This window comes from Williamsia sterculiae (assembly GCF_900156495.1).
GTDB classification, from domain to species: Bacteria; Actinomycetota; Actinomycetes; order Mycobacteriales; family Mycobacteriaceae; genus Williamsia_B; species Williamsia_B sterculiae.
In genome coordinates this window covers 136,022-162,969 of sequence record NZ_FTNT01000013.1, presented here as the reverse complement: position 1 = coordinate 162,969, position 26,948 = coordinate 136,022, and the positions used below count along the sequence as shown (strand labels likewise).

Genomic DNA, 26,948 nt, shown 5'->3' with positions numbered 1-26,948 from the left:
CCGCCTCCGGCGGCACCCTCCCCGTCCGGGACGCCCTCGCCCTGGCCGGGACGTCTCGCCCGTTCCTCGCCCTGTTGGACGACAAGGACCGGCCGTTGTTCCTCGGCCGGCAACGACGACTCGCTAACCCGGATCAACGGATGGCGTTGATCGCCTCCCAACGCGGCTGCACCCGCCCCGGCTGTGATCAACCCGCCACCCGCGCCGCGGTGCACCACGTGCAGGAATGGAAGAACGGTGGGTTGACCGACATCGACGTGCTCGCCCTGGCGTGCGATGCCGATCACGCCCAGGTCAATGACAGCGAGCATGGGTGGATCACCGAGATCATCACCCCCGACACCGGGCCGCCCGAATGGGTCGGACGGGTCGGGTGGAAACAACGCGGCACCGCAGAACAGTTGCTTCCCAACCCGATTTTGCGACAAGACAGAACGATCGCCGCGCGCGCCGCCGCCAACCGCCACCAACTCGCCCTGGAAACCGGTCAGGCTCGCACAGCGCAACGATTTCGCGACACCTTCCGGGAACAACTGACGCTGGACCCTGCCCACCTCGCCGAAGGCCACCGCTGGGAACACGACCTCCACCTCATACCCCTCGGCGAACCACCCGACGACGAACCGTTGGCGGCGTGAACATCTGACCGGTCGTCAGCCGTCCGCGTTTGCTCAAATCGCCACACTCTCCACCGACCGACGAGCTCGGGCCCGGTCGTCACCCAGTCCAACGCAATGCCGGAAGAGCATGTCTTGGTGTAGGACCATCGCGTGTTCGGACGAGAACAACCCGGCGAGCGCAGACACCACGACTCCGTGCGCCATCGCCCACAGCTCACCTGCCCACATGTGGGGATGGTGCGGCTCATCGGGTTGGAACCGTCCCTCCTCGATGCACCGCTCGATGAGCTCGGTGAACCGCGCAAACACCTCCGCTCCCGGATCGTCGACCGTATCCGGCGGTTGGTCAACGAACATGACGCGATACATCGCGGGATGGGCGCAACCATGCCGCACGTGGATCGCCGCCACACGAGCCAGGTCGGTGACCGGGTCGTCGGTCACCGGCTCGGAGTCGAACTCGGACAGGAGTTCACCGATCGCGTACTTCCGCACCTGACGGTGCACGTCGTCCATACTGCCGAAGTACGTGTACACGGCCGTCGTCGACGTCTTGGCCTCCCGAGCGAGCCGTCGCGCGCTGAGCGCACCGCGCCCTTCGCCAGCCAAGATCTCCATGGCGGCGTGCGTCAATGCGGCAGGGACGCTCGGATCCAGGGCGCGCGGACTCACCGACCACCGTCGGCTCGATGAATTGCCCACGCCCACACCAATGCGGTCATGCCCCAGAGCGGATACCCCAGCCCCACTCGTACCACCGTCATCGCGCCGACCACGTCGTGGCGGTAGAACCAGGTCTGGATCAGCGCGCGGACGGCGAAAGCGATGGCGGCAGCCACCGTGGCAACCGTGTACCCGGACAGCGCGCGCTTGTCCGCACGCCACGCCGTGGTCATCGAGCCGTTCATCGCGGTCCACACCACCCCGGCGAGCGGCCATCGCACGATCACCGACAGCATCAGCACCGCGGACCCGATCGTGTAACCCCAGATGTCAGGCAAGAAATAGTCTCTCGCATCCCCGGTGCCACCGGCGACGGCGGCGGAGACCACCACACCGACCACTCCGCCGATCGCGGGGCGGACGGTGACACCACGACATCTACGAACAGCCAGGACCACGAGAGCCGCCGCTATCGCCATCGCCACGGCGGAGGCCATCCCGACCAGCGTGTGGACGCTGACAAAGACCACCGACGGGATCGCCGACTGAACCAGACCGCGTACCCCGCCCACCCGATCCCAGACGGTCGGCCGCGACCCGCGCGCCCTGAGCGGTGAGTCGCGTTCGGCGCGGCTCACCGGTGTGACAGTCGCCGGGCATGAGCTCATGTGTCCGTTGTACAACACCGTTACGCTACGGTCAATGAGTTCCGCAGGCCGGGGCAACAAGCGGCATTTGCCGGGTGCCGACACGGCACGATCCCGATCTCAGCAGACTGCCAGCGTCGGAGAAGCCGGCGGGCAGAGAACGTCCCTAGTGTCTCTCATGTCAACGAAAAGCATTCGGAGAAAGGCACTTACGATGATCCAGCAGAATCGACCCAAGACCAACACCCAGCAGCAGCCGCGTCGGCGCCGCCGTGTCTGGCGTCCCAGCGAGCGTCGTTGGGTCTGGGTCTGGAGCTGATCCGAGTACCACTATCCGCCACAGTGTTCGCCAGGGCCGAGTCCTGGCGAACACTGTTGTGAAGGAGACACTGTGACTGTTCGGGATGCGGCGCGACGGTTCGCCCCGCTGGTAGTGCACCACCGTCGGCGTTACGCGCTCGCCGCGATTTTCCTGGTGGTGTCGGCGGTGGCCGAGATCATCGGGATCTTCGTGCTGTCCGATGTCCTCGACATGGCGTTGTCGTCGGATTCGTGGCAGACCTTCGCCGCCACGGCCGCCGCGTGGCTGGCTCTGACGCTCGTCGGCGCCGTGACCGACTACTTCGGGCAACTCCGCGCGATCGCCGCGTCCGAGGACGTCGTCCGCAACCTCCGCAACCACCTCTTCGCGTGGGTGCAACGGCTGCATCCGCGATTGCACCGCAGCTACGGTCTCGGCGACCTCGTCAATCGCCATCTCAGCGACCTGGAAGCGATCGAGCACCTGACCGGGTCCGGGCTGATGCAGCTGCTGATCGCCACGCTGAGCACCGTCGGCCTCGTAACCGCCGCGTTCATCATGTCCTGGCAGGTCGCTGTGGTGGCCGTGATCGCCATACCGGTCATGTGGCTGATCTCGCGATCGTTTGCGACCGCGCAGACCCGTGCCACCCGACTCGAGCGCGCCGCGAACAGCAACATCGGAGTCGCGGTGCACGAAGGGCTCGCCGGTCACGAGACCGCCGTCGCCTACAACCAGCAATCATGCGAACACGCTCGCGTCGCCGGCTTCGGTCAGGACTGGCTACGCGCCCGGATCTTCCAGTCGCGAGTCGAGGTGGGTTTCGGATCGGTGATGTCGGTGGGCCAGGTCCTGCTGACCCTGATCATCGCGGTGATGGGGGTCTGGCAGATACGGCAGGGTCACCTGAGCGTCGGCGGGTTGGTCGCGCTCACCGGCTACCTCGGCTACCTGTACCCGAAAATGCAGGAGATCGCCGACCTCCGGCTGTCGGTGAGCTCCGCGGTGGTCAGTGCCGAACGCGTCGCCGAACTTCTCGACCTTCCACCGTCGGACACCGACCAGGCCGATGCGATATCGCCGTCGGTGTCACCCCACAGCACACTGTCACTCCGTGGCGTCGGGTACGGGTATGGCCCCGAGTCGCTGCTCGACAACGCCTCCCTGGATGTGCGCCCCGGTGAACTGACCGCATTGGTCGGGCCGAGTGGGAGCGGAAAGTCGACTCTGGCCGGTCTGTTGGTGCGGTTCGACACCCCGCAACGCGGCTCGATCCTGCTGGACGGCACCGACATCCGCACCATGACCGCTGCGTCGGTACGTGAACATGTCACTCTGCTCCCGCAGCAGACCACGATCAAGGCAGGCACAGTTGCCGACAACATCGCCTACGCGCAGCCCGGTGCGACGGAGTCGCAGGTCGTCGCCGCGGCCGTCGCCGCCGACGCCGACGACTTCATCCGCGCATTGCCACTGGGGTATGCGACCGTCCTGGACGAGGAGGGCCTCGCGCTGTCGGGTGGTCAACGCCAGCGAATCGCGCTCGCCCGCGCCATCCTGCGAGACACCCCGATCCTGGTGTTGGACGAACCGACCTCGGGACTAGATACGGCCACCGCCGCACGCGTGGTCGAGGCACTGCGTCGTCTCGCGGTCGATCGCACCGTCCTGGTGATCACCCACGACCCTCGCCTCGCCGCCGCGGCCGACAACGTGGTTGAGCTGCGCGGCCGTCGACTCGTGCACGTGCGCACACCCCGGCATGCGGCACCTGGCTCGATGCGCATGAGACTCGACGTCGCGCCACGTCACGTGGTCAGGTCTCTGACCACGTGAGGGTCAGTCGGCTGCACGCCACTGCCGTGCAACCGACGTACATACTAGTTGGTACAGTTGCCGCGACATCGTTGATCCCCCCCAGCCGAAGGAACCTGAATGCGACGCACGGACCTCCAGCAATCGGTACTCGCCGATGTCCCGAACATCGAGAGCGCACGGATGGTCCGGATCGAGCTGGATCGGGGGCAGTCGGTCGGCGTTCATCGACACCCGTGCGACGTGGCCGGTTATGTACTGGACGGGACCATCCGATACCAGCGACACGGCACCGAAGCGCTCATCCTCCATCCGGGTGATGCGTTCTTCGAGCCTCGCGACGAGACGATCGCCCACTTCGACAACGCGTCCGCGCACGAGCCTGCGACATTTCTCGCGTGCTATCTCCTGGCGCCCGGCGTCGACGAGGTCATCGAGATGATCGACGAGACCTGAGCGGCTACCGATCTCGGTGGTCGACCGTCACCGTCAGCGTGCCACGCGGGGCATCGCCGGTGGAGCATCTGCGGGTGCTTAACAGGGTTCCCTGGCCGGGGGAACGGTCGGATGCGGCCACCGCGGGTGCGTGGGTGCTGAGTGAGCTGAAGATCCGGTCGTGGCGCACGGCGAAACCGTTCTATGACCGCTACCCGTGTTTCGTGAAGTTCCGGGGAACGCGATCAGCAGGACGCTACGCGGGGGACGCGGTACTCAGCCCGGCATGTGTCGCACAGCTACAAGCATTGGCGTCGGGTCTTTGAACGCTTCCGCGGCTATCAACCTGAGGTGAATGCCGAGGACCGGGCACTGATCGCTGACGTGCTGGCCCAGGTGGCCTGCTGGGACGACCCCGATCTCGTGGCGGCGGTGCATCACCGGGTCTCCGACGGTTCCGACACCACGGATCGACGCTGGCGGATCGCTGTGTCGCGGGGTGGATATCGGTGGAGCACACCACAGCCCAACGACGCCTGAAAGGACTGGTGCAGCGGGGCCTGCTCGAGCTGGTTGTTCCCCACGACCGCTACACCGCCCGCCACTAGGCGCACCGCTACCGGTTGCGGCGTCCGCCGGGTGTCTACCGCACGTCTCTGCGCCATGACGTCACACCCGTTATTCAGGGTGCTCGTCGGGTACTGCGAACAGGTCGTCACTGAAGGTTTCGTCGAGCACGACGTCGTGTAGTTCCTCGGTGCGGTGTGTGGTCTCCGCGCGGAGCGGGATACCGGTGTGGGCATCGAACGCGACCGCAAGGTCTGAACTGGACATGGCGTCGGCGGGGAGGACGAATTCCCATGCCCGACGCCCGTTCACCTCGGTCGGTGTCGCCGGGGTGAGTGGGTCGAGGAGCGACCGGAATGGTGTCTCGGGTTCCCAGCGCCGTTGAAGGGCGATGAAGTTCTCGGGCCAGGTGTTGGGGGTGTACGGACCTCGGTGCCAGTGCTCGCCCGGAAACCGGTCGACCCATAGCAGTCCGTCGGCGTCGACTTGGCGTGTGCCTCGAAACGGCGCGTACCAGAATTCGGCCTCATCGCGCTCTTCGCTACCGCTGCCTCCCTGGGTGAGCACCATCGTTGCGTGCACTGTCGACTCCGCCGCGGACCGGTACAACAGGTAGACCTCGTCCCAGGTGGCACTGTCGGCGAGCAGGGGCACGCTTGGGGGTAGCTCGTGGGCGTAGGGATCGTCGGGTTGGGTCGTGGTGGGGATCATCGCGACGGTGAACTCGGCGGATGCGAGGAGTTCCTTGCTCACCTCGACGCCGGTGAGGCGTTCGGCCAGGGCGAAACTGCCCTCGATGTGGAAGAACTCGGTCCGCGTTCCTTCGTGGTCGTCGAGCTCGATGCCGCCGACCTCGGCGATGAGCGCCAGCACGGTGTCGGTTTCCTCGGGTGCGGTCGCACGGGCCCACTCGAGATCCATCGTGGGACTCATCGGCTCAAATGAGACGACACGTTTGCCGTCGCGCCACCACGCGAACCGGTTGTTGGCGTTGACGTTGCTGTAGTGGCTGACGACCTCGTGGTGTGCGATCACAGGGCCGAACAACTCGTCGTCGATGCCGAGGTAGTCACTGGCCTGCTGGATCAGTAGTACCCATCCGTCACCGATGTCCGCGACGCCCACGGTCTGCACTGTCTGCACGGCGTAGGGGTCCGGTCGGACCAGGCCAAGCATCTCGAACTCCATGGCCTGCTGACCGAACCCGCTGAAGCCCATATCGGTACGGCGGCGGCCGACGGCCCCCAGGGCGTCGAGAACGCCAGCGGCAGTGGCATCGCGGATGAGACTGACGACGTGACCGTTGCCCCGCCACCCGGTGAACTCGTCGTCTTTGAACCACAGGTAGTCCCGGTAGGTCGTCGCCATGGCAATGAGCATCGCAAAACATCACCTCGATTTGCCGGACTTCGCCGTCTCGTCTCTGGTGAGGTGGGTGAGGTGCCTACCTACCGCGACTACCTGTGGCTGCGACAGACGTACCCGACGTGGCTGGGAAACGGCTACGCCGCCGCACTGGTGCGCACGGATCCGGAGTCGCTGCTTACCGCACTCGGCTGGGTGTCACCACGGGTCGACGTGGTCGGTGTCGGTGGTGGCATCGGTGCCAGCGTGGTCGAAGACGGCACGTGGTCCGTGGATCTGGAAACCGAGCAGACCTTGGCAGTCGCGTCGGTCTCCGGCGACGGTGGTGAGTGGACGTTGCTTGCCCAACAGGACAGCTACTACGTCGGTATCGACCCCGTGGCGATGCTGCCGGTGCTCGGTGAACGCTTCGAGCTGGTGTGTCATTCGAACATCGGCGGGTACGGCGGGTTCTGTTGGTGGCGCGACGGGGTCGAACAGATCGCGTTCGAGCCGATGCTCGCGATGCACGTCTTACACGCAGGGTCGCACTGGTCTGGTGACGGGCCCGGTGCGACGGTCAAAGACCTCATCGTCAACCGCACCGGGGGGATCTACGTCGAGCCGGGCGACTATACCGACAACGACCACCACATCGAAGGGTGCTTCGCGCTCGCTGAAGCGCTGACCGGAGTACACCTGTCGCGAGAGGTACTGGACTCCGCGCGGTTCACCGTTGCCCCGTGGCGATGCAACCCGGGGTTCGGTGGGACCACGCTCGGAAGCATCAGACCGGCGAGTCAACCTGAATACCCGTCAGTCGGGGCCAGTCCTGTCTCCACCACCCCGATCCATTCTCGGTGCGTTCGAGGTCCTCGGCCTGAGGCCGGTCGAACGCGTCACCAGGATCGGTGAACACCCCACCCACCGGTCGCTGCGCATCGAGGTCGTTGCACGCTCTCCACCGACCTGTCGGCGTGGAAGGTGGTGTCCCACCGTTGGATGTCGCTGATGTCGACGTCGGCGACGAGCATGGCGGCGAAGTGCTCGTCCTCCTTGATGCTGCCTGCCCGAATGTAGGGGAGCGCTAACGCTGAGTCGTTCTCGCGGCGGCCGTCCGACGCCAGGATGGTGGTGTCGGACGCCACCATATCTGCAGGAACAGGCGGGTCACCCATCTCTGGCATCAGAGTTCCCGTGTCACGGGAAGTGGGTGGGGCCGAGGGGCAACCCACGGCGAGTAGCCGTGTCGGCGCCAATGGATGCCGCAGCCGCGTGAACGCGTGGTTATCGATCCTCGACAGGTGAGCGAATGCGACTGGCCTCTTCCAGAGGTTGGGAAGGGGCCCTTCGTCTGCATGTGTTTGCCGCAGGCATTCGACGGGTGCACCAGGATGGCGGTATGGGTGAGGTTCGGACTCAGTGGGATCGCTTGGTGTCGGTGTTACAGCAGCGACGTGCGCACAGCACGCTTGCTGCTATCGCACCGGCGTTGCCCGAGGACCAGGTCGCGGGGGTACTCGATGCGTCGAATGGGGTCCGCTGTCGCCGTGTGTACGGGGACCTATCGGAGTGGCTGTCCTGCCATAACGGGTTTTTCGATGGGCAGTGGGCTCGACTTTTCCCAGACCTGGACTTGTTGAGCGCTGCCCAGATCGCGCAAATATGGAGCATGATGCTCAGCACACACCCGGCCCCGTCGGGGTATCCGCTGTACTCGGGGCCACCCGCTTACGGATTTATCCGCCAGTACGTGCCCATCGCCGAGCGCGACGGCTATCTGTGGGTGGTTGATGGTCGGCCGGGTGAATCGACCCACAGCGTGATCGCGTTCGACAAGGTCGACGCTGACGACGACGCGACTACCTGGCCAAGCATTGGGGCGCTGCTGGCCGACGTTGCCACCGCCATCGATACCGGCGAGGCGTTCGACGGTTCGACACCGACAATCGAAAACGGTGAACTGACGTGGCGGTGAGGCCAGCGTGGGGGTCATTCGGATTCCCTGCCCAGGGTCCGCGCGGCGCCGACCACCGGGGTAACAACTGCGGTAGGTCACGCGATGGGTCGGATATGAACCGAATCGCCCGTTTTCGGGCCGGCGTCGCCGCAGCTGTGCTCGCCGCCGCTGCCGCAATATCTGTTGCCGAAACGCCGACCGCCAGCGCCGACATAGGGCAACTCACCGTCGTTCCGCTGGGGGCGGGCACCGGATACGGAACCGGCTGCACCTACCTGCTCGTCGCGCGCACCGATGAATGGAATGGCGGAGTGTCATTCGCTGATGTTGGAGGCAGGGGACGTTTCCTTCCGCAGGACTACTTCTACGACCGCAAACAGATCTACCTCGCGCCCGTCGTCAACCGTCACGCTTACGCGCTCTGGACACCCACCAGCGTCGGAACACACACCCTCACGGCCTATCAAACCTCGGCCGGTGGACCCAAGCGGACCGTCACCGTGAAACCCGGTATCCCAATCGGCCCCGCCTGCATCGTGCGCTGAGATAAGACTCGGGAGACTACATCGCAGAAGTTGGCGCAATGCCCGTCGTGCCGCTCCCCAGTCTCGTCAAACTTTGACGAAAGAATGGGCGCATGGCAGGACGACCACCCAAAGACCCCAGCGGTCAGCCGATGCGACGCGTCAACCTTGCTGTCACTGTTGCGCTTCGTGCGGCAATGGACGAGGGGGCAGGCGAGCACGGCATGTCGATCGTGGACTACATCGGTTCCCTGGTTGCTCTGGAGCGCGGCCTGCCTGACATTGCCCCTCCGCTGCAGGAAGTGTTGCCCAAGTCTGGGCAACTCGTTGAGCGGCAAATAGTTTGATACCTGACGAGAGCTTCACAGGCTAGAACGAGAATCCCTCCGGCTGCCAACCGGAGGGTCTTCGGATCAAGTTTGCGGACCGATTTACCAGCTCGATCCAGTTGACGCGCCCGGAACGCGACACCAGGGAGCCTGCGGTGTTCGTGGTCGCAGGCGCGGCCGCGGTCATCAGGCCGGACCTGCGCGGGGTCATGCCCGTGGTGGCTACGTGACGGCAACCGCGAACACCGACAAGCCAACGTATTGATTAGTAGTTAGTAACTGGTAACTTAGCCGAATGGCGGAGCGGATGAGCGGTGCGGACCGTCGTGCCCAGGTGTTGGTCATCGCGGCGAGGGAATTCGCCGAGCACGGGCTGCACGGCGCATCCACCGAGGCGATCGCGCGTGACGCAGGGATAACCCAGGCGTATGTGTTCCGGATCTTCGGAACCAAGAAGGCGTTGTTCCTGGAACTCGTGCGTGCGGCCTTCGATCGGGTGAGCAATGGTATGCACGAGGCGGGGGCGGATCTCAATGGCCGAGCCGCCCTGTCCGCCATGGGCGCACAGTATTTCGACCTGCTCGCCGACAGGACCGGCCTGTTGCTGCAACTCCAGGGATTCGCGGCCTGCGGAGATCCCGAGGTGCGCGACGAGGTCCGGGATTGCTTCGCGCGGTTGTGGGGTACCACCGATGGTGGCACGGGACTCGACGCGGTGACGGTGAAGACGTTCCTTGCCTACGGCATGTTGCTCAACGTCGGCGCAGCGATGGACGTTGAGCAACTCGACGAGCCCTGGGCACAGGGTGTTCGCACCCGGATCGAACTGGGCTTGTTCGATCACATCACGCGAGACACGAACCGGTGACGACCGACGACCAACTGTCGGTCCCGCGGCAGCGACGACTGAGCGCTGCCCTGGTGTGTACGGCGTTGACCGCGGCCGTGATCGGCAGTGTGGGAGCACCGCTGATCACACCGGTGGCAACGTCGCTGCATGTCTCTCTCAGTGCAGCGCAGTGGACGTTGACGGTGACCCTGTTCACCGGTGCAATCGCCAGTCCGGTGATCGGAAGGCTCGGCAGCGGTCCCTCACGTCGGCGAACGATCGTGGTGGTCCTGGGGCTCGTGGTGGTGGGCGGAGTGCTGACAGCAGTGCCGCTTCCGTTCGTGGTCCTGTTGATCGGTCGTGGACTCCAGGGTTTCGGCATCGCGGTCATCCCTCTGCTCATGAGTGTCGCTCGGTCCCATCTACCCTCAGATCGAGCCGCGTCGACGATCGCCGCGTTGTCGGTCGCGTCGACGGTCGGCATCGGCGTCGGGTATCCGGTGATCAGCCTTGCGGACCAGATCGCAGGCCTGCGTGCGGCGTATCTGCTCGGGTTGGTGCTCTCGATCGCCGGTGTGATCGTCGCGTGGTGTGCGTTACCGGCGGAAGAACCCGGGACCAATCCCTCGATCGATGTCACCGGTGCGGTACTCCTGGCGCTGGGAACGGTGGGAATACTGGTGGTCGTCTCCGAACCGTCACTCTGGTCGACCCCCTGGCACGCTGCGGTTGTCCTTGTTGCGGCGGTGGTGATTCTCGCGGTCTGGGTTGTGGTCGAGATGCGAACCGCGCAACCCCTGGTCGATCTCCGTCTCCTCGGCCGAGGGAGTGTCGTCCGCGCCAATGCGGCGATGCTCATCGCGGGCGTGGGGCTCTATGTGCTGTTCAGCCTGTTCACCCGTTACGTGCAGACGCCGGGTGACGCCGGATACGGATTCGCGTTACCCGGTGTTGCGGCGGGTGCGGCATTGATCCCTTTCTCGTTGCTGGGGTTTGTCGCCGGGAAGGTGCTGCCGTCGCTGGCCGTACGTGTGACGGCGAGCGGTGCGTACGGTGTGTCCGCGGTTGTCGGGATCGCTGCCACCGCGGTGTTCGCCGGTGCGAGTGGGTCATTCATCGCGGTCGTCGTGGGTATCGCCTTGCTCGGCTTCGCGGTCGGTGGGATGTCTGCCGTGATGCCGCAGCTCGTCCTTGTCGGGGTACCGACATCGGAGACCGCAAGTGTCCTATCGATCCTCCAGATCGTCCGCAGTATCGGGTTCAGCTTGGGAAGCGCCCTGGCCGGTTTGCTCTTGGCGGCGAACACCCCGTCCGGAAGCACCCTGCCGCTCCGGGGCGGTTACACCACTGCGGTGTTGTGCGCGGTCCCGTTCCTGCTCGCCAGCGCGCTGATGGTGAGCGTTCGGGGTCGGGGGCGGGTCGCTTAGTTCACACCTGTCGATGTGGACGCCGCGGTGGGGTAGATGCGAGACAATCGGTGCAACTATCGACCCCCGAATGTGGGACGCACGAGATCGCCTGACCGAGTGGAGATGTATGCGGAGGACAGCGGCGTACGTAGTCGGCGTTCTTGCGATCGGCCCTCTGGTCGGCGCCTGCGCCGCCACTTCGCAGCAACCGACCCCGTCGGTGGCCCCAACAACGGGTGTAGAGCAATGTCCGGCCGAGCTGAGTCGCTCACCGTCGCAGGCAGACGCGGTGGCCGGCGACGGTTCGACCGCGACTCTCGTGCCCGGGTCGCCCACCTCAGCACTCCGATGCTTCTACGAGGGAGTCGAACCTGGGCCGTACACCGTCACCGGTGAGATGAAGGAGTACAGGGGCCGTAGCCTTTCCGAGCTCGTGAGAGCATTCAACAGCTCTGGACGGCCACTTCGCAGTATGCGGTGCCCAGACATCGACAAATATCCGGTCATCGTGTATCGGTTCCGGGCGGTCTGTCCAGGTGACGGAGACCGGATATTGCCCGCCGGTTCTGACCAACGGAACTGTCAACCACGCTGTGCCGTCGTCCGTTCCGGTGGCGTCGAGATGACAGTGAATCGTTTGTGCGGCGGCAAGGCGCACGGTGTCGTGGTGCCTACAGACTCGTCAGCCACTCGGTCAGCGCGATGACGGTGGCGACGATGGCCAGAGGAGCGGCGAGGAGTAGCAAACCCCAGAACCCGCTCCACTGCGTCAAGCCTGCGACGGCCACCACGATGTACCCCACGACGACAAGCCACCCCACCCCATTGCGGCGCGTGAATGCCGCGGGAAGTGGTGGCAGTACGAGGAGCACCGCGAGTGCGACGAGATGGCCGACACCGACCACTGACACGATCGAGTCCGAGCAGGACACGCCGTCTGCCGCGCCGCGGTCATTGAACCTGCCGGTCTTGGAACACGAGAGAGAGATATGCGAGACGTCCGACAGTCCTGCGCCGATGGTGACCACGAGGGTGATGAATGCGAGAGCCACCCAGCCACTACGCATCACGTCACGCACCGATCGAGCATCGGCGAACGGTCAGGCGTCATAACCCTGAAAGTAGGCACCCCCGGTCAGCACCGGTACCGCAGTGCTCTGATTGATCTCGGCGGCGACCGCCACATCGGAAGCGTAACCCATGTCGACGAGCTCTCGCCCCGAGACGCAGTTGTTCAGCGCAGCAACGATATCGCCACACACTGAGAGCCACGCCACACGGGCTCCCATTGTCTCTGGCGATAGGCGCCGCGTGCCGTCGTTGAGTGCATCAATGATTGCGCCGGCACCCCAGAGGTCTTCGATTGCTGGGCGAAGGCCACCATCGGGCCAACGTTCTCCAGATGGAATCACCGCGATCGCACCGTTCACCGGTGCGTGCGCGCTGATCCACCTACCGACCGCCGCCGCGTTGCGCAGCGAGGCTGCGAGAACGACCGTGCCGGTATCGGTGAGAGTGTGAATGATTGTGGAGCCATTGGGCGACGGGAGAACCAGACGCTCCAAGTGGTCCGCAGATCGGATCGATGCCGGCGACAGCGACACCTTTCCGGGACCGCCCTGACTGCGTCCCACGGCCAACACCGCATGATGAGTTGCGGCGAACTCGCGGGACGAGTCGTCCTGGGACCGATAGGGAAACACGTGCACTCCGCGATCCATCGCAACGGAGACTGCGGTCGTGAACGACAGCACATCGACCACCACGACGACGTCGGCGTCAGCGGCGGCGAATGTGGCACCGCTGAGACCCCACTCGCAACGGAGGTCGTATGCGTCCTGCGCGTGAGTCCTCGTCATCTCATCAGCATCCTTCATACCGCGCGCAGGCCTGTGAGACACGCACAAACGGACCGATCCGAGAAACGTTCGGTCCGGCGCTCCGGGTCGTCCGCGGCACTGCTGCGCCCTGTGATGCGTCCAAGACTCCATCTAGTGCACAACGAGCGTGGCCAGGTAGCGATCGGTGACCCAGCTTTGAAGGCCACAGCCGAGAGGACCTGCCAGCCGGGCCCACCGACTCTGAGGGCGCGAGACGGCTGTGATGGTGAAGCGTACTGCGCCAGTCTCATGCAGTGAGACGTCGAATCGCTCTTCCCCTGACTCGGGATGCCCCGGCAGGGTGCCGTAGGTGAAGGCTGCCCTGTCGGCACTCGTGTCCACGCCCACAACGCGGACCGGAGCCACGATTGTGGTGACGGGGCCGACGCCCACAGTCAGAAGCGCCACGCTGCCTGAACGGATGACCTGATCCGAGCTACGTACGCCGAGTCCAGCACGTAACTGTATCTGCCAACTGAGCAGATCCGCTGCCGCCGTGTGGAAAGCCTCAGCACCATGGCCGATGACTGCCGTTCTCGTCAGGTGGTGGAAGCCGTCACCGAGCGAATGCCCGTCGTCAGGCCCGGTGACGCCGATCGTGTCGTAGGTGAACGGCGCTCTCCTCAGTCGATACGCGGTCTCGTTCGTGAGAGACCGGACGAGCGGCGTCTCGGGTCGGGGCATCGCGCAGTCCCTTCTACTCATCCGGCGCCCACACCACCCTCCAACTCGACTACCACCCGAGCTGCCGCACGCTCCAACGCCAGCCACGCATGGGATGTCGTGTGCCGTGAAGACCGAGGACCCAGCACCACGAGCGCCGCGGCGACGACGCCACCCTCGAACACGGGTACGGCGATGGCGCGGATGCCGGGATCCGCGAGCCCGTCGCTGCGCGCACGGCGGAGGTGCTGGATGTGGTGGCATTCGGCGGCGAACGCCTCGACGGCCTCGGGGTCGGATTCTCCGACAGCGCGCAGGACCTCGACACGTTGTGCGGCGTCGGTGGTCGCCAGCAGGAGACGACCCGCGGCGGTGCGTAGCGCCGGACGCGGGCGATGATCATCGGCCACCTGTTGGAGGCGCTGCGGCGCCCGCGGGCCCGCCGTGTCGAGATACAGGACTTGACCACCGACAAGAACCGCCAGGGCAAGCGGAGCCCGGGCGGTGCGGCTCAGCGCCACCAGTCGTCTGTGATCGATGGGTGCCGCGGGAGCTCCTCCTGCGATCGAGACGAGCACCTGCAAACGTCTGCCGAGGGAGTACCGGGTGCCGGACCGATGAAGGTACCCACGACGGCGCAACGCACTCACGAGGTCGGCGGTGGTGCTGCGCGGCAATCCCGTCGCCTGTACGACCTCGGTGAGCGTGGGTGCGATCTCGGCACGGGCCACCACATCCAGCACGCGGTCGATGCGGTCCACCCCGTGATGTCCGTGATCTGCCGTCGTCACGCTGACATCGTACGTCCGGATATCCGGAACGTGTTCGTGTGAGCACCGAGCGAACGGACACTCGAGACATGACCACCACTGCGCTACCTCCGACGTCCCAGATCCTCGACGACCTCGCCTTGGTGCTCTTCGGGGAAGGCTCGGTCCGCTCCCGGGTGACCACGATCGGTGCCGATCCGATCTGCCCGTCACCACACCGCCTCGCCGACACATCCGCAGCTGCGATGGGCGCGTTCGCATTGCAGGTCGCCGGAGTTGACGAGGACCGCGGTGCTGCGCCACAACAGATCACGATCACCGCAACCGACGCGTTGGATCAGCTCCGCGCGGCACTTCTCGCGCAGATCAACGGTGTGGGCCCCCACCTACTCTCCGACGATCCGACCTTGCTCGGATTGAACGACTTCTACCCGACGCGAGACGGCTGGATCTTCCTGCTCTCGACGTACCCGCACCTGCGAGCAGCGGTGTGCACCGTCCTCGACTGCCCGCCCACGGCATCGGCGATGAGGGTCGCGAGCCAGCGGTGGACTGGCCATGAACTGCAGGAGCGGGTTGTCGCCGCGGGTGGCGTGGCGGTGGTCGCCCACACCGCGTCCGAGTGGGAACAGCATCCGGTGGCGCGGTATCTCGCCGACCGTCCGGTGGTGGAGGTGGAACGGATCGGTGATGGACCCTTGCGACCGCTACCGCCGCTGATCGAATCGACCACCGACCCGAACGGGTGGCGGCCACTGGCCGGGATCAACATGGTCGACAACACCCATGTGATCGCGGGACCGGTCGCCGCGCGTCTGATGTCCACGTTCGGGGCCGATGTGGTGCACACGTCGCGTCCGGACCGGCCCGACCCGATCGGAATGCTCGCCGTGACCGGTGGTGGCAAGCGGAATGCCTACGCGGATCTGCGGTATCCGGCGGGTCGCGCGGTATTCGCGAATCTCCTCGCCTCTGCCGACGTTGTGCTCAACTCGTACCGCAACGTCGCGCGATTCGGCCTCGGTGCGGAACAGCTCGCCGAACGGCACCCGGGGATCGTGTCCGCTGATGTGCACTGTTGGGGCATCGACGGACCCTGGGGTGATCGGGGTGGCTTCGACCAACTCGCTTGTGCTGCTACCGGCTTCGCCCTCGATGAGGGTGCGGTGCGGGGTCTACCGTCCGGACAACCCGCACTCCCACCCACGCACCTGCTCAACGACTATCTCGCCGCGTACCTCGTCGCGGCGGGGGCGGTCGCGGCCCTGCGGCGGCGCGCGGTGGAGGGTGGCTCCTGGAGAGTTCGCGTGAATCTGGCCCGAGTCTGCATGTGGGTCCGCTCGTACGGATTGTTCGCTCCGGATCACGTCGCCGGCATCGAGATGCCCGAGCCCCACATACCGTGTTACACCGTGGTCGGCCCCCTGGGCACGCTCACCGAGCCCGGCATTCCGGTCACCTTCTCCGGGCGCGCGACCCCGACTCCCGCCGCGCCGACGCTGCTCGGGACGGCGCAGGCGACGTTCGCAGACATCACGGCCTGACGGGTCGGTTACCGGTCAGCGCCGCGACACCCCGTGTGTACCGGCTGCCCGTCTTCGACGACGGTGTCGGGTGTGGCGGTCTCAGTGCCGGCGGTTGCGCTCATCCGCCCCTCGTGCCAGAGTCTTCTCCCATGACCAACGGAAAGGCGGACTCCGCCACCATCGCGTGAGCGCCGCACCGGTTCGCTCTGCTGCCCTGGGTCGGGCGGCATCCGCATACGACGATTCTTTCGTCACGGCGATCGATGAGATATGTGATGCCTGGCTCTCCGTCGGGCTGTCCACGGATCGGTCGTGGCGGTCCGCAGCAGAAGCTGCGGTGATCGAGCTCCATCGAAGGGTCGGGTGTGATCCGCCCGAATTCCTCTGGGTGCCATCACCGCTCGCCGCGTTGGAGTTGGTTGCCGCCGAGAAGCTCGCGCCGCGCGTGCTGGCGGAGAGCAGCTATGACGGTCCCGGCCCTCGGATCGCATCGAGGACTCGAGACTCGCTCCAGCGCATGCGGGACAGCGTGATCAGCCGACTGTCGGTGTCGGCCGCGCGGAACCCGGCATCGGCCGACATCGCGCGTACCAGGTCCGCCGATGCCGCAATACAGCTGGGAGTCGCCCCGGAACTCGTCGTCGGCCCGGCGGTGTCGCGGTCGCTTCGGACGTCCCTGATTGATGGTGTGGTCCCGGCAATCCGCGGTCTCTGCCCGATCGTTCCCAACTGTCTCAGCTGGTACGGGCAGCATGAGGTGCACCGAGTCGCCCTCTACGACGCGTTCCGGCAACTGGGCCTGACGCGATTCCACGACGGTGATCTCGAGTTACTGGATGTGCTGGGGGAGTTGTGCCGATCCACCGGCTGGTGGTGGGTTTTCGACCGCGTGTGCGTCATGGCGGACCGCCCGATCGTGACGGAGACCGAGCCGACGCCCGGTGGCGTACACGGTCAGCGACGCCTGCACTGCGATGACGGCGTGGCCATCGGCTTCGCCGACGGACGGGGTGCATACGTACATCACGGCACGGTTCTGCCCGAGTGGGTGATTCGTGCGCCAACCATTGATCGCATCAATGTCGAACGCAATGTCGAGGTACGGCGCTGTGCGATCGAGCGGATCGGGTGGGCTCACTACATCCGGGACGCCGGGTTGCGTCTGGTAGACCGTGCCGACGACCCCGGCAACCCGGGGTGCAGGGTCGAGCTGTACGACGCCCCATCCGGCTGGGCGAGGAGGGAACGCATTCTGCTCGCCGTGAACGGTTCGTACGAGCGCGACGGACATCGACGCCGGTACGGGCTACGCGTGCCGGCAGCGATCGCCTCTGCTCTCGACGCTGCGGCATGGACATACGGGATGAACGCCGCACAATATGCGTGCCTGAGCCGACGGACATGACAATCGTTGCCCGACAACAGAAACTACGACACATCAATCAAGGTGACGCACCCATGAACCACATGACCACTCTGTCCGAACTGTCAGCGTCGACCGGCATCGAGGTCTTGGACCATCTGGACGCCGAGATCTCCGTGCCGGTGTCCGACGGTGTTCAGGCGCAGGGCGACCTGATCGTCATACCCCATCGGATGCTGCTCGGAACAGTCGAGCCGTTGGCATGGACCCGTACAGAACTGGTGCCTCGGATCGGTCTGGAACTACTGAGAAACGGGGCGGGAGGTAACCCGCACAGCCTGGTCGCGGAGGGCGGCCAAAGCGAATGGTCCTCTCCGGTACAGGATCTCGATGGGCTGAGCCTCGGAATCGTGGACACGCCGGTCGTTGCCTACCTCATCCATCCCGAACACGGCGCAACCGGCATTGCTCCCGGTCGCTACGTCATCAGGCGTCAGCGCGAACTGGGCTGGACCGGAGACACACGTGCGCGGTTCGTGGTGGACTGACGAGCACAGGATGACGCCGACCTCGATCAGAGGCCGACGCTGCTCCACGGGGCGTACGCCCATCCGACCACGCGGAACGAGCCCAGGTTGGCCGAGGGCAGGATCTGGATGTCGGTGCGGTCGCCCCAGCCCGGTGACAGCCCTTGCACTCCACCGCTCAAATACTGACCGTTGCCGATCGCGATGTCCACGTGACCGCCGTCCTCACCCTGGGAGAACACCAGGGCGCCGGTCGGCGCGGGAAGGCTTGAGTGTCCGAGCCCGCGGGCCGCGAGCTGCTGATAGAACGCGATCGCGCCGTCGTGAGGAATGCCGTTGGCGGTGGTCCGGCCGTAGGCCGCGTCGACGAAGTCCTCGCAGCCGTACTTTCCGAAGGTGTTCGTGTGCAGCAGCGTGGCACCGCGGGCGATGGCGACTCCGCCGTTGGCGAAGTGCCCGACGTCTGCTGCGGGGGTGTCGGCCTGCGCCGACGCGGCGAACCCACAGGATCCCACCAGGACGGCCCCGATGGCCGCCACGAAAATTCTCGATCGTGTCCTCGACGCGTGTATCACACCTTGCACGCTGTCACAGCCGGCCCGCGACTGCGAGAGCGGGAGTCGGATTGGCAGGCAACTGACAGCAGGATCACACGTCAGCCACCCAACTGCTGCGCCAGGGCCTCCACCACCGTCGCGTCCTCCACAGTGGACGGCACGGTGTACTCCTCGTGGTCGGCGATCTGCCGCATCGTCTTGCGCAGGATCTTGCCCGAGCGTGTCTTGGGCAGCGCCGGCACCACCGTGACGTCACGGAACGTGGCCACCGAGCCGATCTCGTCGCGAACCCGGGTCACCAACTCGTCGCGCAGGACGTCGGAGTCGATGTCCACGCCGGCTTTGAGAACCACATAACCGCTGGGTCGTTGACCTTTGATGTCGTCGTGGATACCGATGACCGCGCATTCGGCGACCGCGGGGTGGGAGGCGACCACCGCCTCGAAGCTGCCGGTGGAGAATCGGTGCCCGGCCACGTTGATCACGTCGTCGGAGCGACCCAGCACCACCACGTATCCGTCTCGGTCGCGATACCCGGTGTCGCCGGTCAGGTAGTAACCGTCGAACGCGCGGAGATATGACGAGCGGAAGCGATCTTCGTCGTTCCACAGCCCGGTCAAGGTGCCGGGCGGAAGGGGCAGTCGCACCAGGATGTTGCCCTCGTCACCCGCGCCGACGGGCGTGCCATCCGCGTCGACCACCTCGACGACGAATCCGGGAACGGGAACCGTGGGAGACCCTGCCTTCAGGGGCATCGGCTCCAGACCACGGAGGTTCGCGACGATCGCCCATCCGGTCTCGGTCTGCCACCAGTGGTCGACAACCGGGACACCCAGGACCGTGCCTGCCCAGGTGAACGTCTCCGGGTCGAGCCGTTCACCCGCGGCGAAGAGGGTTCGCAACGACGACACGTCGTACCGCCGGAGTTCGGTGGCGTCGGGGTCGGCCTTGCGGATGGCGCGGATCGCGGTGGGAGCGGTGAACAATGCCTTGACGTGGTGCTCGTCGATCACGCGCCAGAAGGCGCCCGCATCGGGTGTCCCCACCGGTTTTCCCTCGTACATCACGGTGGTCGCGCCCGCGAAGAGCGGCGCGTAGACGATGTAGGAGTGGCCGACCACCCAGCCCACATCCGATGCGGTCCACCAGACGTCGCCGGCGTGGATGTCGTAGACGTTGCTCATCGACCAGGTCAGTGCGACGGCGTGGCCACCGTTGTCGCGCACCACGCCCTTGGGCTTCCCGGTGGTCCCGGACGTGTAGAGGATGTACAGCGGGTCGGTGGCGGCCACCGTGACCGGAGGTGTGGATGTCGCGGTGGCGAGCTGCTCGTCCCAGTCCAGCCAGCCGCCGTGATCGGCTGCCGCGCCGGGGATCTCCGGTCGGTCCTTGACGACCACCGTGGTCGACGCCGCGTCGGCGAGTTCGAGTGCTGCGGCGACGATGGGTAGATAGTCGACGGTGCGGCCGGGTTCCAGCCCGCCGGAGGCGGTGACAACGGCCACGGGGTCGGCGTCGATGATGCGCGCTGCCAGCTCGGGGGCGGCGAACCCGCCGAACACGACCGAGTGCACGGCACCGATCCGGGCGCAGGCGAGCATCGCGATCGCGGCCTCCGGGATCATCGGCAGGTAGATGATCACCCGGTCACCGGAGGCCACCCCGGTAGCACTCAGCACGCCGGCGAACCGTGCCACCTCGTCGAGCAACTCGGCATACGTGTAGGTCCGGGAGGCCCCGGTCATGGCCGAATCCCAGATCAGCGCGGGGCGGTCGCCATTGCCCGCCGCGACGTGGCGGTCCAGAGCGTTGTACGAGGTGTTCAGCGTGCCGTCGGGGAACCAGCGGTAGATCGGGGCGTGGTGGTCGTCCAGGGCGCGTGTCGGCTCGTGCACCCAGTCGACGCCGCGCGCGGCGCCGAGCCAGAACGTGTCCGGGTCCTCGGCAGCCTGGGTGAATGCGTCCTGGTAGCGACCCATGAGTGCGTCTCCCGTATGTCGGTGCAGCCGTGATCACGGTCACCGAAGGTTAACCGATGCTCACGACGGGTATACAAGGATTTGCTTGCAAAGCCGCGATGCAAACGATACCTTGCATACATGGACCACGATCCGGATCGGCCGGACGACATGGTGACCGATGCCGCCGCACTGCGCGCCCTGGCGCATCCGCTGCGTCTGAGATTGCTGGCGATGCTGCGCGTCGAGGGCCCGTCGACCGCGTCCCGACTGGCCGCGGCGGTGAACGAATCGTCAGGGCTGACGAGCTACCACCTTCGTGCGCTGGCCGATGGCGGACACATCGTCGACGTCACCACCTCGGAGCTCCCGGGCGTACAGCGCACGGGGGGCCGCGAACGCTGGTGGGCAGCAACACGTGTGTCGACCAGGTACGAACCGGCGGATGACCACGACATCGACAGCGTGGCCGCGAACATCGACTTCACCCGTGCTGTGATCGACCGATTGTTCGCCAACACCACGGCGTGGGTGGACGAGCGCGACTCCTGGCCGCGGCGATGGCAGCGGGCGGCTGACATCAGCGATGTGCTGTTCCGCCTCACATCGGACGAAGCGCACCAACTCGGGCAGGGTATCGAGGAACTGGTGCAAGGCTTTCGACGACACCGCCCAGCAGAGACCGACGTGCCGGAGGGTGCGGTCGTGGTGTCGCTGCAGTATCAACTCTTCCCCTACCCGCACCAGTCACCACCGGAGCGATGACGGGCAGGCGCGGGTTCTGGGCGCTGCTGGTCGTGGAGGCCACAGGCGCTGTGGGAACACGGGTTTCGCAACTCGCCGTGCCGTGGCTGGTTCTGACCGACACCGGGAGCCCGGCCATGGCCGGGCTGGTGGGGACCGTCGAGATCGCGCCGTACGTGGTGATGCAGGTGATCGGCGGACCGTTGGTCGACCGGTTCGGTGCCCGACGGACGATGATCGCCAACAACGCCGTATCCGGCGCCTGCCTGCTGGTGATCCCGATGTTGTCAGGTGTCGGACACCTCTCCGTCGCGGCGGTTCTCGTCGCGGTGTTCGTGGTGGGGTGCAGTCGTGGTCCCGCCGACATCGCCGCACGGGTGACTTTGCCCGTTGTGGCGGAGGCCGCCGGCACGAGTATCGACCGGGCAGCAGCCCTGATCGACGGTGCCGGGAGGGCTGCGCTGCTCGTGGGGGCACCGACCGCCGGTGCCGTACTCGCCATGGCCGGCGGCCCCGCCACCGTGATGCTGTCGTCGGTGGCCTTGGTGCTCGCCGCCGCCGTCGCCGCATGGGTGCCCACGTGGAAGTCGGGCGCCGGGAAATCCGACGGGGTGAAACAGATAGCCATTGAGTTGCACGAGGGCGTGGCCTACCTGCGGAGGCAACCACTGCTGCGCTCGATCTGCGGGATGGTGTTCGTCTGCAACGTCGCCGATGCCGCGATGAGCGGACTGCTGTTGCTGCTCTGGGTGCGGTCGGAGTTCGGCGGGCCGGCGCGGGCCGGTTTGTTACTCGCGATGCTCGCCGCGGGCGCGGTGGTGGGCACCGTCGTCACGGCCGCGGCGGGTACCCGTATGCCGCGGCGCATGACGTTCGCGTGCGCGTTCCTCCTCGCCGGCGCACCGCGATTCATCGTTCTCGTGGTTCCGTTGCCGTTTGCGGTCGTTGCCGCCGTATGGGTCGTGTCGGGAGTGGCTGCGGGCGCGATCAACCCACTGCTGGGTGCTGCCCAGTACGAGATGATCGCGCCGGCTCTGCAAGCGCGAGTTCTCGGTGCCGTGAACGCAGTGGCCTGGTTGGGGGTGCCGTTCGGGGCGCTGGTCGCCGGTGTGGCGGTGTCGCACCTGGGTCTGACGACCACCCTCGTCTGCTGTGCGGTCGCCTACTTCGTCACAACTCTCGACCCTTTCGTGCGGTCATCCTGGTCCGGTCTGAACCGGGTGCAGGCCCAACAGTCCGGGTGAGGGTGACACCGAGCCGGTCGGCCACGTCCCGTGCGTGTCGCACCCGCCATCTCACCCATGAGTCGCCGACCTGGGTGATGATGACGGTGTCGTGACCGACCAGCCCATGTTGAACGCGGCTGCGAGGTCTCCTTGCGCGATCAACGAGTCGGGAGAGGAACAGACCATGGTGGACATCAGAGCTGCGGTGACCGACCGGTACCGCGAAGAGCTGACGGTGATGGACCGGATCGAATTCGAGGAGTTCGTGATCGTCGAGACCGAGCGCCTGCGGGTGGCGGTCGAGAACCTCCGTGCTGCGACGGAAGTGGCGGTCATCGCGCGGTGGCGCGCCGCCAACGGCGGTCGGCGACCCGAGACGGCGACGCTCGCGGCGTTGTACGCCCAGGCGCAGTCGTCGGCCGAGGAGTCGGTGCTGAGTCGGCAACTCGGGCAGGGACGGACCGACGTCGAGGACGGGCAACACTCGGCGACCGGGAGACGATCGACCGCGACGGCGATACAACGGTGGAACACCGAGTTCGCGGATGAGGCGACGCCCGCGACGGTGGAGTTGGTCGAGCGGGTCTGGCCGACGCAGTCAGCCGAATTCCAGGTGTGGGCGGAGGACCTCGTGCAGGCCCGCATCAATGACGGGCTCGAGGTTCCGGATGGTCCCGAACACCCCCTGACCGCGGAGCTGACCCAGGTGGTCGGCGATGTCATCGCGGGTCTCGAGGCGAGGGTCAGGGCCGCTCGCACCCTGATGCGCGGGCGGTAGCAGAGCGTGCGGAACGGTGTTCGCACGGTTGCGCCGCATCGTCAGTCAGTCTCGTGATCGCGGCCCGCTCCACATGCTGACCGATCCGGATCTCGTCATCTCCGTGGTGGTCGCCGGCGTGATCGGTGTGCGGTTGGTGCTCGCTGGTCTCGCCCGCGTGCGTCGACCTCCGTCAGCCGTGGGCGACCCCACGCTCGCGCGATTCCTGGATTCCCACGCCACTCGCGCGACCCACCGACTGGTGGTCATCGTCGCCGAACCCGGAAGTGTGCGTTCGGCCTACATTCGGGCGGATCGTACGTCGGCTTTCGAAGTGGGTTCCGTCAGCAAAGTCTTCACGGCTCTGCTCGTCGCAGATGCGGTGGATCGCGGAGTGCTCACCGCGGACACGACCGCAGGTGAACTGTGTCCGCTCACCGGCGATGCCGCCACAGCCACCGTGGGGCAACTCGCGACGCACAGGTCGGGCCTTCCACGTATCCCAGGTGATGCCACCACGATGCTGCGAGGTCTCGCCTTTGCGATCTGGGGGGCGAACCCGTACCGGGGCACCGGTCGCGACCGGTTGCTCGCGACAGTCGACCGGGCTCGGATCCGACATCGCGGTGACGTACGGACGTACTCCAACATGGGTGCGGCGCTACTGGGACACCTGGCCGTGGCCGCATCGGGGGAGGAGTCCTACGACGTCACTGTTCGGGATCGCGTCTGGGCTCGGATGGGAATGACCGCGACCGGGGTCAGTACACGCGCGCGACACGCCCCGCGGGGATGGCGTGGAGGGTTGCGACCCGCACAGTGGTCGAGTGAGGGATACGCACCCGCCGGTGGGGTGGTGTCCACTCCCGACGACATGGCCCGTTTCGCCGCCGCGATGGTCGGCGGCGACGTGCCGGGGTTGGCGACGGCGTTGAGTCCGGTGGACGGCGGCGGCGGCGACCCATGGTTGTGGGCGCGCGGACGGCAGCCGATGTCGTTCTGGCACAACGGTGAGACAGGTGGTTATTCCGCGTACGTGTCACTGGTGCGTGGTGACCGCCCCAGGGCCACGGTGTTGATGTCCGACCGCGCGCCGGTGACGCCGATCATGCGGTTGGCCGAGCAGGTCGCGCGTGTGGGCTGAACGGTCCTCGCGGTCGACGCTCGGTGATCACGATCGTGGGAGGATGGGGCATGAGCACCGACGGGGGCGGCCTGTGGAACGGTCTCGCCTATCTGCTCGTGATCGTCGTCGCGTTACGTACCGCGGACGCGGCGGTGCCCGGTTGTCTGTCGGCATTGCGTCGTCCGCCGCCGACGGCAATGGCGTTGTGGGGGATCGTCGCGATTCCGTCGGTGGTGCAGTTCGCGGTGCCGGAACTGCTGCGTCTCCTGCGGAGGGATCCCGATCTGATCCGGATCCACCACGAGCTGTGGCGACTGATCAGTTCGGTGGTGGTGCAGGACGGGGGTGTGTTCGGCACCGTGTTCAACCTGGTGGTCCTCTATCTGATCGCGGTGGTCGCGGTGGTGACAGCGGGGTCGTGGGCTGCGCTGGTGGTCTTCGTGCTCGGCGCGGTGCTCTTCGACCTCGCCGCGGTGTACCTGTTCAGCTCGATAGGAGCGGGTAATTCGGGCGCGACATTCGCTCTCGCCGCGTCGGTCGTGGCGATGGTCGCGGTACGACGCCCGTCGACGGCCACGGTGACCGGCGCGGTGGTCGTCACCGCGGTGGCCGCGGGGCTGATCGTCGCGCGAGATGCACACGGGTTGGCTTTTGCCGCGGGACTGGTGATGGGCACGATGATCGCGTTCTCACCGGTGCGTACTCCGGCGCTCGACGGGGGCTCGAGCCGATGACGGTAGGCGGCACAGCCTACGACTCGACGGTCGCGGCGTTGCGGGCCGCGGGTTGTGTGTTCGCCGAGGAGGAGGCTCGCATCCTCCTCGACTTCGCGCACGACGACACGCATCTCACGCAGATGCTCGGACGGCGGGTCGGAGGTGCGCCCCTCGAGCACATCGTGGGGTCGGTCGACTTCTACGGGCTGCGGATCCATGTGGGCGACGGTGTCTTCGTCCCCCGGGTGCGGACCGAGGCGCTGGTCCGCGCGGCCCTGGACCACGTGACCTCCTCGGCCACCGTGCTGGAGTTGTGCTGTGGGTGCGCGGGAGTGGCCGCCGCGATCGCGACGAACAGTGACGCCACGGTCTACGCCACCGACATCGACGACGACGCGGTCGCCTGTGCCCGGCGCAACCTCGCGCCTGATCGGGTGTTCTCCGGCGACCTGTTCGGCGGGTTGCCGGACCACCTGCTAGGCCAGTGCGACGTGGTCGTGGCCAACGCGCCGTATGTACCCACCCGCGAGGTCGAGTTCATGCCACCGGAGGCGCGAGAGCACGAACCGCGTCGTTCTCTCGACGGCGGCGAGGACGGACTCGACCTGCACCGTCGAATCGCGGTAGATGCCCCATGGTGGTTGGCCGATGACGGCACAGTGGTGCTCGAGACCTCGCGCAAGCAGGCCGCAACGACAGAGAAAATATTGCAGCACAACGGTTTCGACACGACAGTGCTCCGCGACCGGACAGTCGACGGAACGGTGGTCGTCGGGACGATCCGACCGCGACTTTAACAGTACGCGTGTACTGTGAGAGGGGAGGAGGTCATCAGATGACATGGGATCCACGGCAGTATCTGGCATTCGCGGACCATCGCGGTCGACCCTTCCACGAGCTGGTCGGGCGTGTCAGAGCCGACGAACCGCGACGTGTGGTCGATCTGGGGTGCGGCCCCGGCAATCTGACCGTCGGACTGCGCGACCGATGGCCGCAGGCACAACTCGATGCCTTCGACAGTTCGCCGGAAATGGTGCAGCAGGCGCGGGAGCGCGGTCTCGATGCCGCGGTCGCGGACGTCCGTGACTGGACGCCACCCGCGGACTCCGACGTGGTGATCACCAATGCGGTCCTGCAATGGGTTCCCGAGCATCGAGAACTGCTGCAACGCTGGGCCGCCGAGCTGCCTCACGGTGCGTGGATCGCCATGCAGGTGCCGGGTAACTTCGGGTCCCCGTCGCATGTGACCATCCGTGAGCTCGCGGCCGGTGACCGCTGGAGGGACCGGCTGGGTGGGGTGTTACGTGGTGACGGCACGGTCGACGAACCGATGGACTACGCGGGCCTGCTGGACGCAGCCGGGTGTGCGGTGGACGTGTGGGAGACCACATACGTTCAGCGACTGGACGGTCCCGACCCGGTGCTCGAATGGGTGATGGGTACGGCGTTGACCCCGGTCCGCGCGGCTCTCGACGACAGCGAGTGGGAGCAGTTCCTGGCGGAGTTGCGACCCCGGTTGGCGGCGGCCTATCCGCGCCGGGAGGACGGTGGAACGTTCTTCCCGTTCCGACGGATCTTCGTGGTGGCGCAGGTCGGGGTTGGGTGACGTCGTGACCTGCGCGTGATCAGCGGTCACGGTGTCGTACCTCTTGTCGTCGTGCGGCCGCGGCGTCGGTGCCCGACCGTAGAGTC

30 protein-coding genes are annotated in these 26,948 nt (G+C 66.3%); 20 read left to right on the top strand and 10 right to left on the bottom strand.

Annotated elements, in window-relative coordinates; genetic code table 11:
* Positions 1–638: HNH endonuclease signature motif containing protein (locus tag BW971_RS18910; RefSeq protein ID WP_143690464.1), on the top strand; the 638-nt coding region annotated here is incomplete at its 5' end.
* Positions 639–671: 33 nt separating this feature from the next.
* On the opposite strand, the gene BW971_RS18905 is transcribed toward BW971_RS18910, so the two are convergent.
* Both BW971_RS18905 and BW971_RS18900 read right to left on the bottom strand, forming a co-directional pair.
* On the bottom strand, positions 672–1,292 hold the full coding sequence (locus BW971_RS18905) for a TetR/AcrR family transcriptional regulator (protein WP_159441887.1): 621 nt from the start codon (positions 1,290–1,292) through the stop codon (positions 672–674).
* Positions 1,289–1,921, bottom strand: coding sequence for a DUF3159 domain-containing protein (locus BW971_RS18900; RefSeq protein WP_076482607.1), 633 nt, complete (start codon positions 1,919–1,921; stop codon positions 1,289–1,291). Before BW971_RS18900 ends, BW971_RS18905 begins: the two co-directional genes overlap by 4 nt.
* Before the next feature lie 400 nt (positions 1,922–2,321).
* Here BW971_RS18900 and BW971_RS18895 point away from each other — a divergent pair, with 400 nt between their 5' ends.
* The 3 genes from BW971_RS18895 (at position 2,322) to BW971_RS18885 (ending at position 5,021) form a co-directional block, all read left to right on the top strand.
* Complete coding sequence (locus BW971_RS18895; RefSeq protein WP_083710375.1) at positions 2,322–4,067, top strand: ABC transporter ATP-binding protein; 1,746 nt, start codon at positions 2,322–2,324, stop codon at positions 4,065–4,067.
* A gap of 99 nt (positions 4,068–4,166) precedes the next feature.
* The gene (locus tag BW971_RS18890) at positions 4,167–4,502 is read left to right on the top strand and encodes a cupin domain-containing protein (RefSeq protein ID WP_076482605.1); all 336 of its coding nucleotides are present in this window, start codon (positions 4,167–4,169) and stop codon (positions 4,500–4,502) included.
* Positions 4,503–4,832: 330 nt separating this feature from the next.
* The gene (locus BW971_RS18885) at positions 4,833–5,021 is read left to right on the top strand and encodes a hypothetical protein (RefSeq protein ID WP_076482604.1); all 189 of its coding nucleotides are present in this window, start codon (positions 4,833–4,835) and stop codon (positions 5,019–5,021) included.
* Positions 5,022–5,159: 138 nt separating this feature from the next.
* Here the strand turns inward: BW971_RS18885 and BW971_RS18880 are convergent, their stop codons facing one another.
* Positions 5,160–6,416, bottom strand: coding sequence for a DUF6461 domain-containing protein (locus tag BW971_RS18880; RefSeq protein ID WP_076482603.1), 1,257 nt, complete (start codon positions 6,414–6,416; stop codon positions 5,160–5,162).
* A 72-nt stretch (positions 6,417–6,488) separates the two neighbouring features.
* Between BW971_RS18880 and BW971_RS18875 the strand changes: the two genes are divergently transcribed.
* A complete protein-coding gene (locus tag BW971_RS18875; protein ID WP_143690463.1) occupies positions 6,489–7,307 on the top strand; it encodes a DUF6461 domain-containing protein in 819 nt (272 codons plus the stop codon).
* On the opposite strand, the gene BW971_RS18870 is transcribed toward BW971_RS18875, so the two are convergent.
* Positions 7,292–7,543 (bottom strand): hypothetical protein, encoded by a 252-nt coding sequence (locus BW971_RS18870; protein WP_076482601.1) that lies wholly within the window; start codon positions 7,541–7,543, stop codon positions 7,292–7,294. The genes BW971_RS18875 and BW971_RS18870 overlap by 16 nt on opposite strands.
* A gap of 602 nt (positions 7,544–8,145) precedes the next feature.
* On the opposite strand from BW971_RS18870, the gene BW971_RS21345 reads away from it, so the two are divergent.
* From BW971_RS21345 to BW971_RS18850, 5 genes are all read left to right on the top strand, one after another.
* Positions 8,146–8,370 carry a hypothetical protein gene (locus tag BW971_RS21345; RefSeq protein WP_076482645.1) on the top strand — a complete coding sequence of 75 codons (225 nt, stop codon included), beginning with the start codon at positions 8,146–8,148 and terminating at the stop codon, positions 8,368–8,370.
* Positions 8,371–8,465: 95 nt separating this feature from the next.
* A complete protein-coding gene (locus BW971_RS18860) occupies positions 8,466–8,897 on the top strand; it encodes a hypothetical protein (RefSeq protein ID WP_076482600.1) in 432 nt (143 codons plus the stop codon).
* Positions 8,898–8,989: 92 nt separating this feature from the next.
* Positions 8,990–9,223, top strand: coding sequence for a hypothetical protein (locus tag BW971_RS21340; RefSeq protein WP_143690462.1), 234 nt, complete (start codon positions 8,990–8,992; stop codon positions 9,221–9,223).
* A gap of 277 nt (positions 9,224–9,500) precedes the next feature.
* Complete coding sequence (locus tag BW971_RS18855; protein ID WP_234974492.1) at positions 9,501–10,073, top strand: TetR/AcrR family transcriptional regulator; 573 nt, start codon at positions 9,501–9,503, stop codon at positions 10,071–10,073.
* Positions 10,070–11,461, top strand: a complete 1,392-nt coding sequence (locus BW971_RS18850; RefSeq protein ID WP_076482599.1) for an MFS transporter — start codon at positions 10,070–10,072, stop codon at positions 11,459–11,461. The genes BW971_RS18855 and BW971_RS18850 overlap by 4 nt, the downstream gene beginning before the upstream one ends.
* Positions 11,462–12,114: 653 nt before the next feature.
* Here the strand turns inward: BW971_RS18850 and BW971_RS20925 are convergent.
* The 4 genes from BW971_RS20925 to BW971_RS18830 all read right to left on the bottom strand — a co-directional run bounded on the left by BW971_RS20925 (position 12,115) and on the right by BW971_RS18830 (position 14,777).
* Complete coding sequence (locus tag BW971_RS20925; RefSeq protein ID WP_083710371.1) at positions 12,115–12,522, bottom strand: hypothetical protein; 408 nt, start codon at positions 12,520–12,522, stop codon at positions 12,115–12,117.
* Between the two features lie 21 nt (positions 12,523–12,543).
* Entirely contained in the window at positions 12,544–13,302 is a 759-nt protein-coding gene (locus tag BW971_RS18840) for a 2-phosphosulfolactate phosphatase (protein WP_076482642.1), read from the bottom strand.
* 132 nt (positions 13,303–13,434) lie between these two features.
* A complete protein-coding gene (locus tag BW971_RS18835; RefSeq protein WP_076482641.1) occupies positions 13,435–14,007 on the bottom strand; it encodes a DUF1990 family protein in 573 nt (190 codons plus the stop codon).
* A gap of 17 nt (positions 14,008–14,024) precedes the next feature.
* Positions 14,025–14,777: a helix-turn-helix domain-containing protein gene (locus BW971_RS18830; protein ID WP_200799472.1), complete on the bottom strand. Its 753-nt coding sequence runs from the start codon at positions 14,775–14,777 to the stop codon at positions 14,025–14,027.
* A 68-nt stretch (positions 14,778–14,845) separates the two neighbouring features.
* On the opposite strand from BW971_RS18830, the gene BW971_RS18825 reads away from it, so the two are divergent.
* The 3 genes from BW971_RS18825 to BW971_RS18815 all read left to right on the top strand — a co-directional run bounded on the left by BW971_RS18825 (position 14,846) and on the right by BW971_RS18815 (position 18,193).
* Positions 14,846–16,300, top strand: a complete 1,455-nt coding sequence (locus BW971_RS18825; protein WP_076482597.1) for a CoA transferase — start codon at positions 14,846–14,848, stop codon at positions 16,298–16,300.
* Between the two features lie 370 nt (positions 16,301–16,670).
* Complete coding sequence (locus tag BW971_RS18820; RefSeq protein WP_234974491.1) at positions 16,671–17,687, top strand: DUF6745 domain-containing protein; 1,017 nt, start codon at positions 16,671–16,673, stop codon at positions 17,685–17,687.
* Positions 17,688–17,740: 53 nt separating this feature from the next.
* The gene (locus BW971_RS18815) at positions 17,741–18,193 is read left to right on the top strand and encodes a hypothetical protein (protein WP_076482595.1); all 453 of its coding nucleotides are present in this window, start codon (positions 17,741–17,743) and stop codon (positions 18,191–18,193) included.
* Positions 18,194–18,219: 26 nt separating this feature from the next.
* Here the strand turns inward: BW971_RS18815 and BW971_RS18810 are convergent, their stop codons facing one another.
* Entirely contained in the window at positions 18,220–18,711 is a 492-nt protein-coding gene (locus tag BW971_RS18810; protein ID WP_234974490.1) for a hypothetical protein, read from the bottom strand.
* Positions 18,712–18,827: 116 nt separating this feature from the next.
* A complete protein-coding gene (locus BW971_RS18805) occupies positions 18,828–20,708 on the bottom strand; it encodes an acetate--CoA ligase (protein WP_076482594.1) in 1,881 nt (626 codons plus the stop codon).
* A 120-nt stretch (positions 20,709–20,828) separates the two neighbouring features.
* Between BW971_RS18805 and BW971_RS18800 the strand changes: the two genes are divergently transcribed.
* The 7 genes from BW971_RS18800 to BW971_RS18770 all read left to right on the top strand — a co-directional run bounded on the left by BW971_RS18800 (position 20,829) and on the right by BW971_RS18770 (position 26,862).
* Positions 20,829–21,452 (top strand): helix-turn-helix domain-containing protein, encoded by a 624-nt coding sequence (locus BW971_RS18800; RefSeq protein ID WP_076482593.1) that lies wholly within the window; start codon positions 20,829–20,831, stop codon positions 21,450–21,452.
* A complete protein-coding gene (locus BW971_RS18795; protein ID WP_076482592.1) occupies positions 21,449–22,675 on the top strand; it encodes an MFS transporter in 1,227 nt (408 codons plus the stop codon). The genes BW971_RS18800 and BW971_RS18795 overlap by 4 nt, the downstream gene beginning before the upstream one ends.
* 91 nt (positions 22,676–22,766) lie before the next feature.
* Positions 22,767–23,435: a hypothetical protein gene (locus BW971_RS18790; protein WP_076482591.1), complete on the top strand. Its 669-nt coding sequence runs from the start codon at positions 22,767–22,769 to the stop codon at positions 23,433–23,435.
* A 16-nt stretch (positions 23,436–23,451) separates the two neighbouring features.
* A complete protein-coding gene (locus BW971_RS18785) occupies positions 23,452–24,558 on the top strand; it encodes a serine hydrolase domain-containing protein (protein WP_143690461.1) in 1,107 nt (368 codons plus the stop codon).
* A 50-nt stretch (positions 24,559–24,608) separates the two neighbouring features.
* The gene (locus BW971_RS18780; protein WP_076482639.1) at positions 24,609–25,274 is read left to right on the top strand and encodes a rhomboid family intramembrane serine protease; all 666 of its coding nucleotides are present in this window, start codon (positions 24,609–24,611) and stop codon (positions 25,272–25,274) included.
* On the top strand, positions 25,271–26,053 hold the full coding sequence (locus tag BW971_RS18775) for a putative protein N(5)-glutamine methyltransferase (RefSeq protein WP_076482589.1): 783 nt from the start codon (positions 25,271–25,273) through the stop codon (positions 26,051–26,053). Before BW971_RS18780 ends, BW971_RS18775 begins: the two co-directional genes overlap by 4 nt.
* Positions 26,054–26,091: 38 nt before the next feature.
* On the top strand, positions 26,092–26,862 hold the full coding sequence (locus BW971_RS18770; RefSeq protein WP_076482588.1) for a trans-aconitate 2-methyltransferase: 771 nt from the start codon (positions 26,092–26,094) through the stop codon (positions 26,860–26,862).
* Positions 26,863–26,948 lie beyond the last annotated feature (86 nt).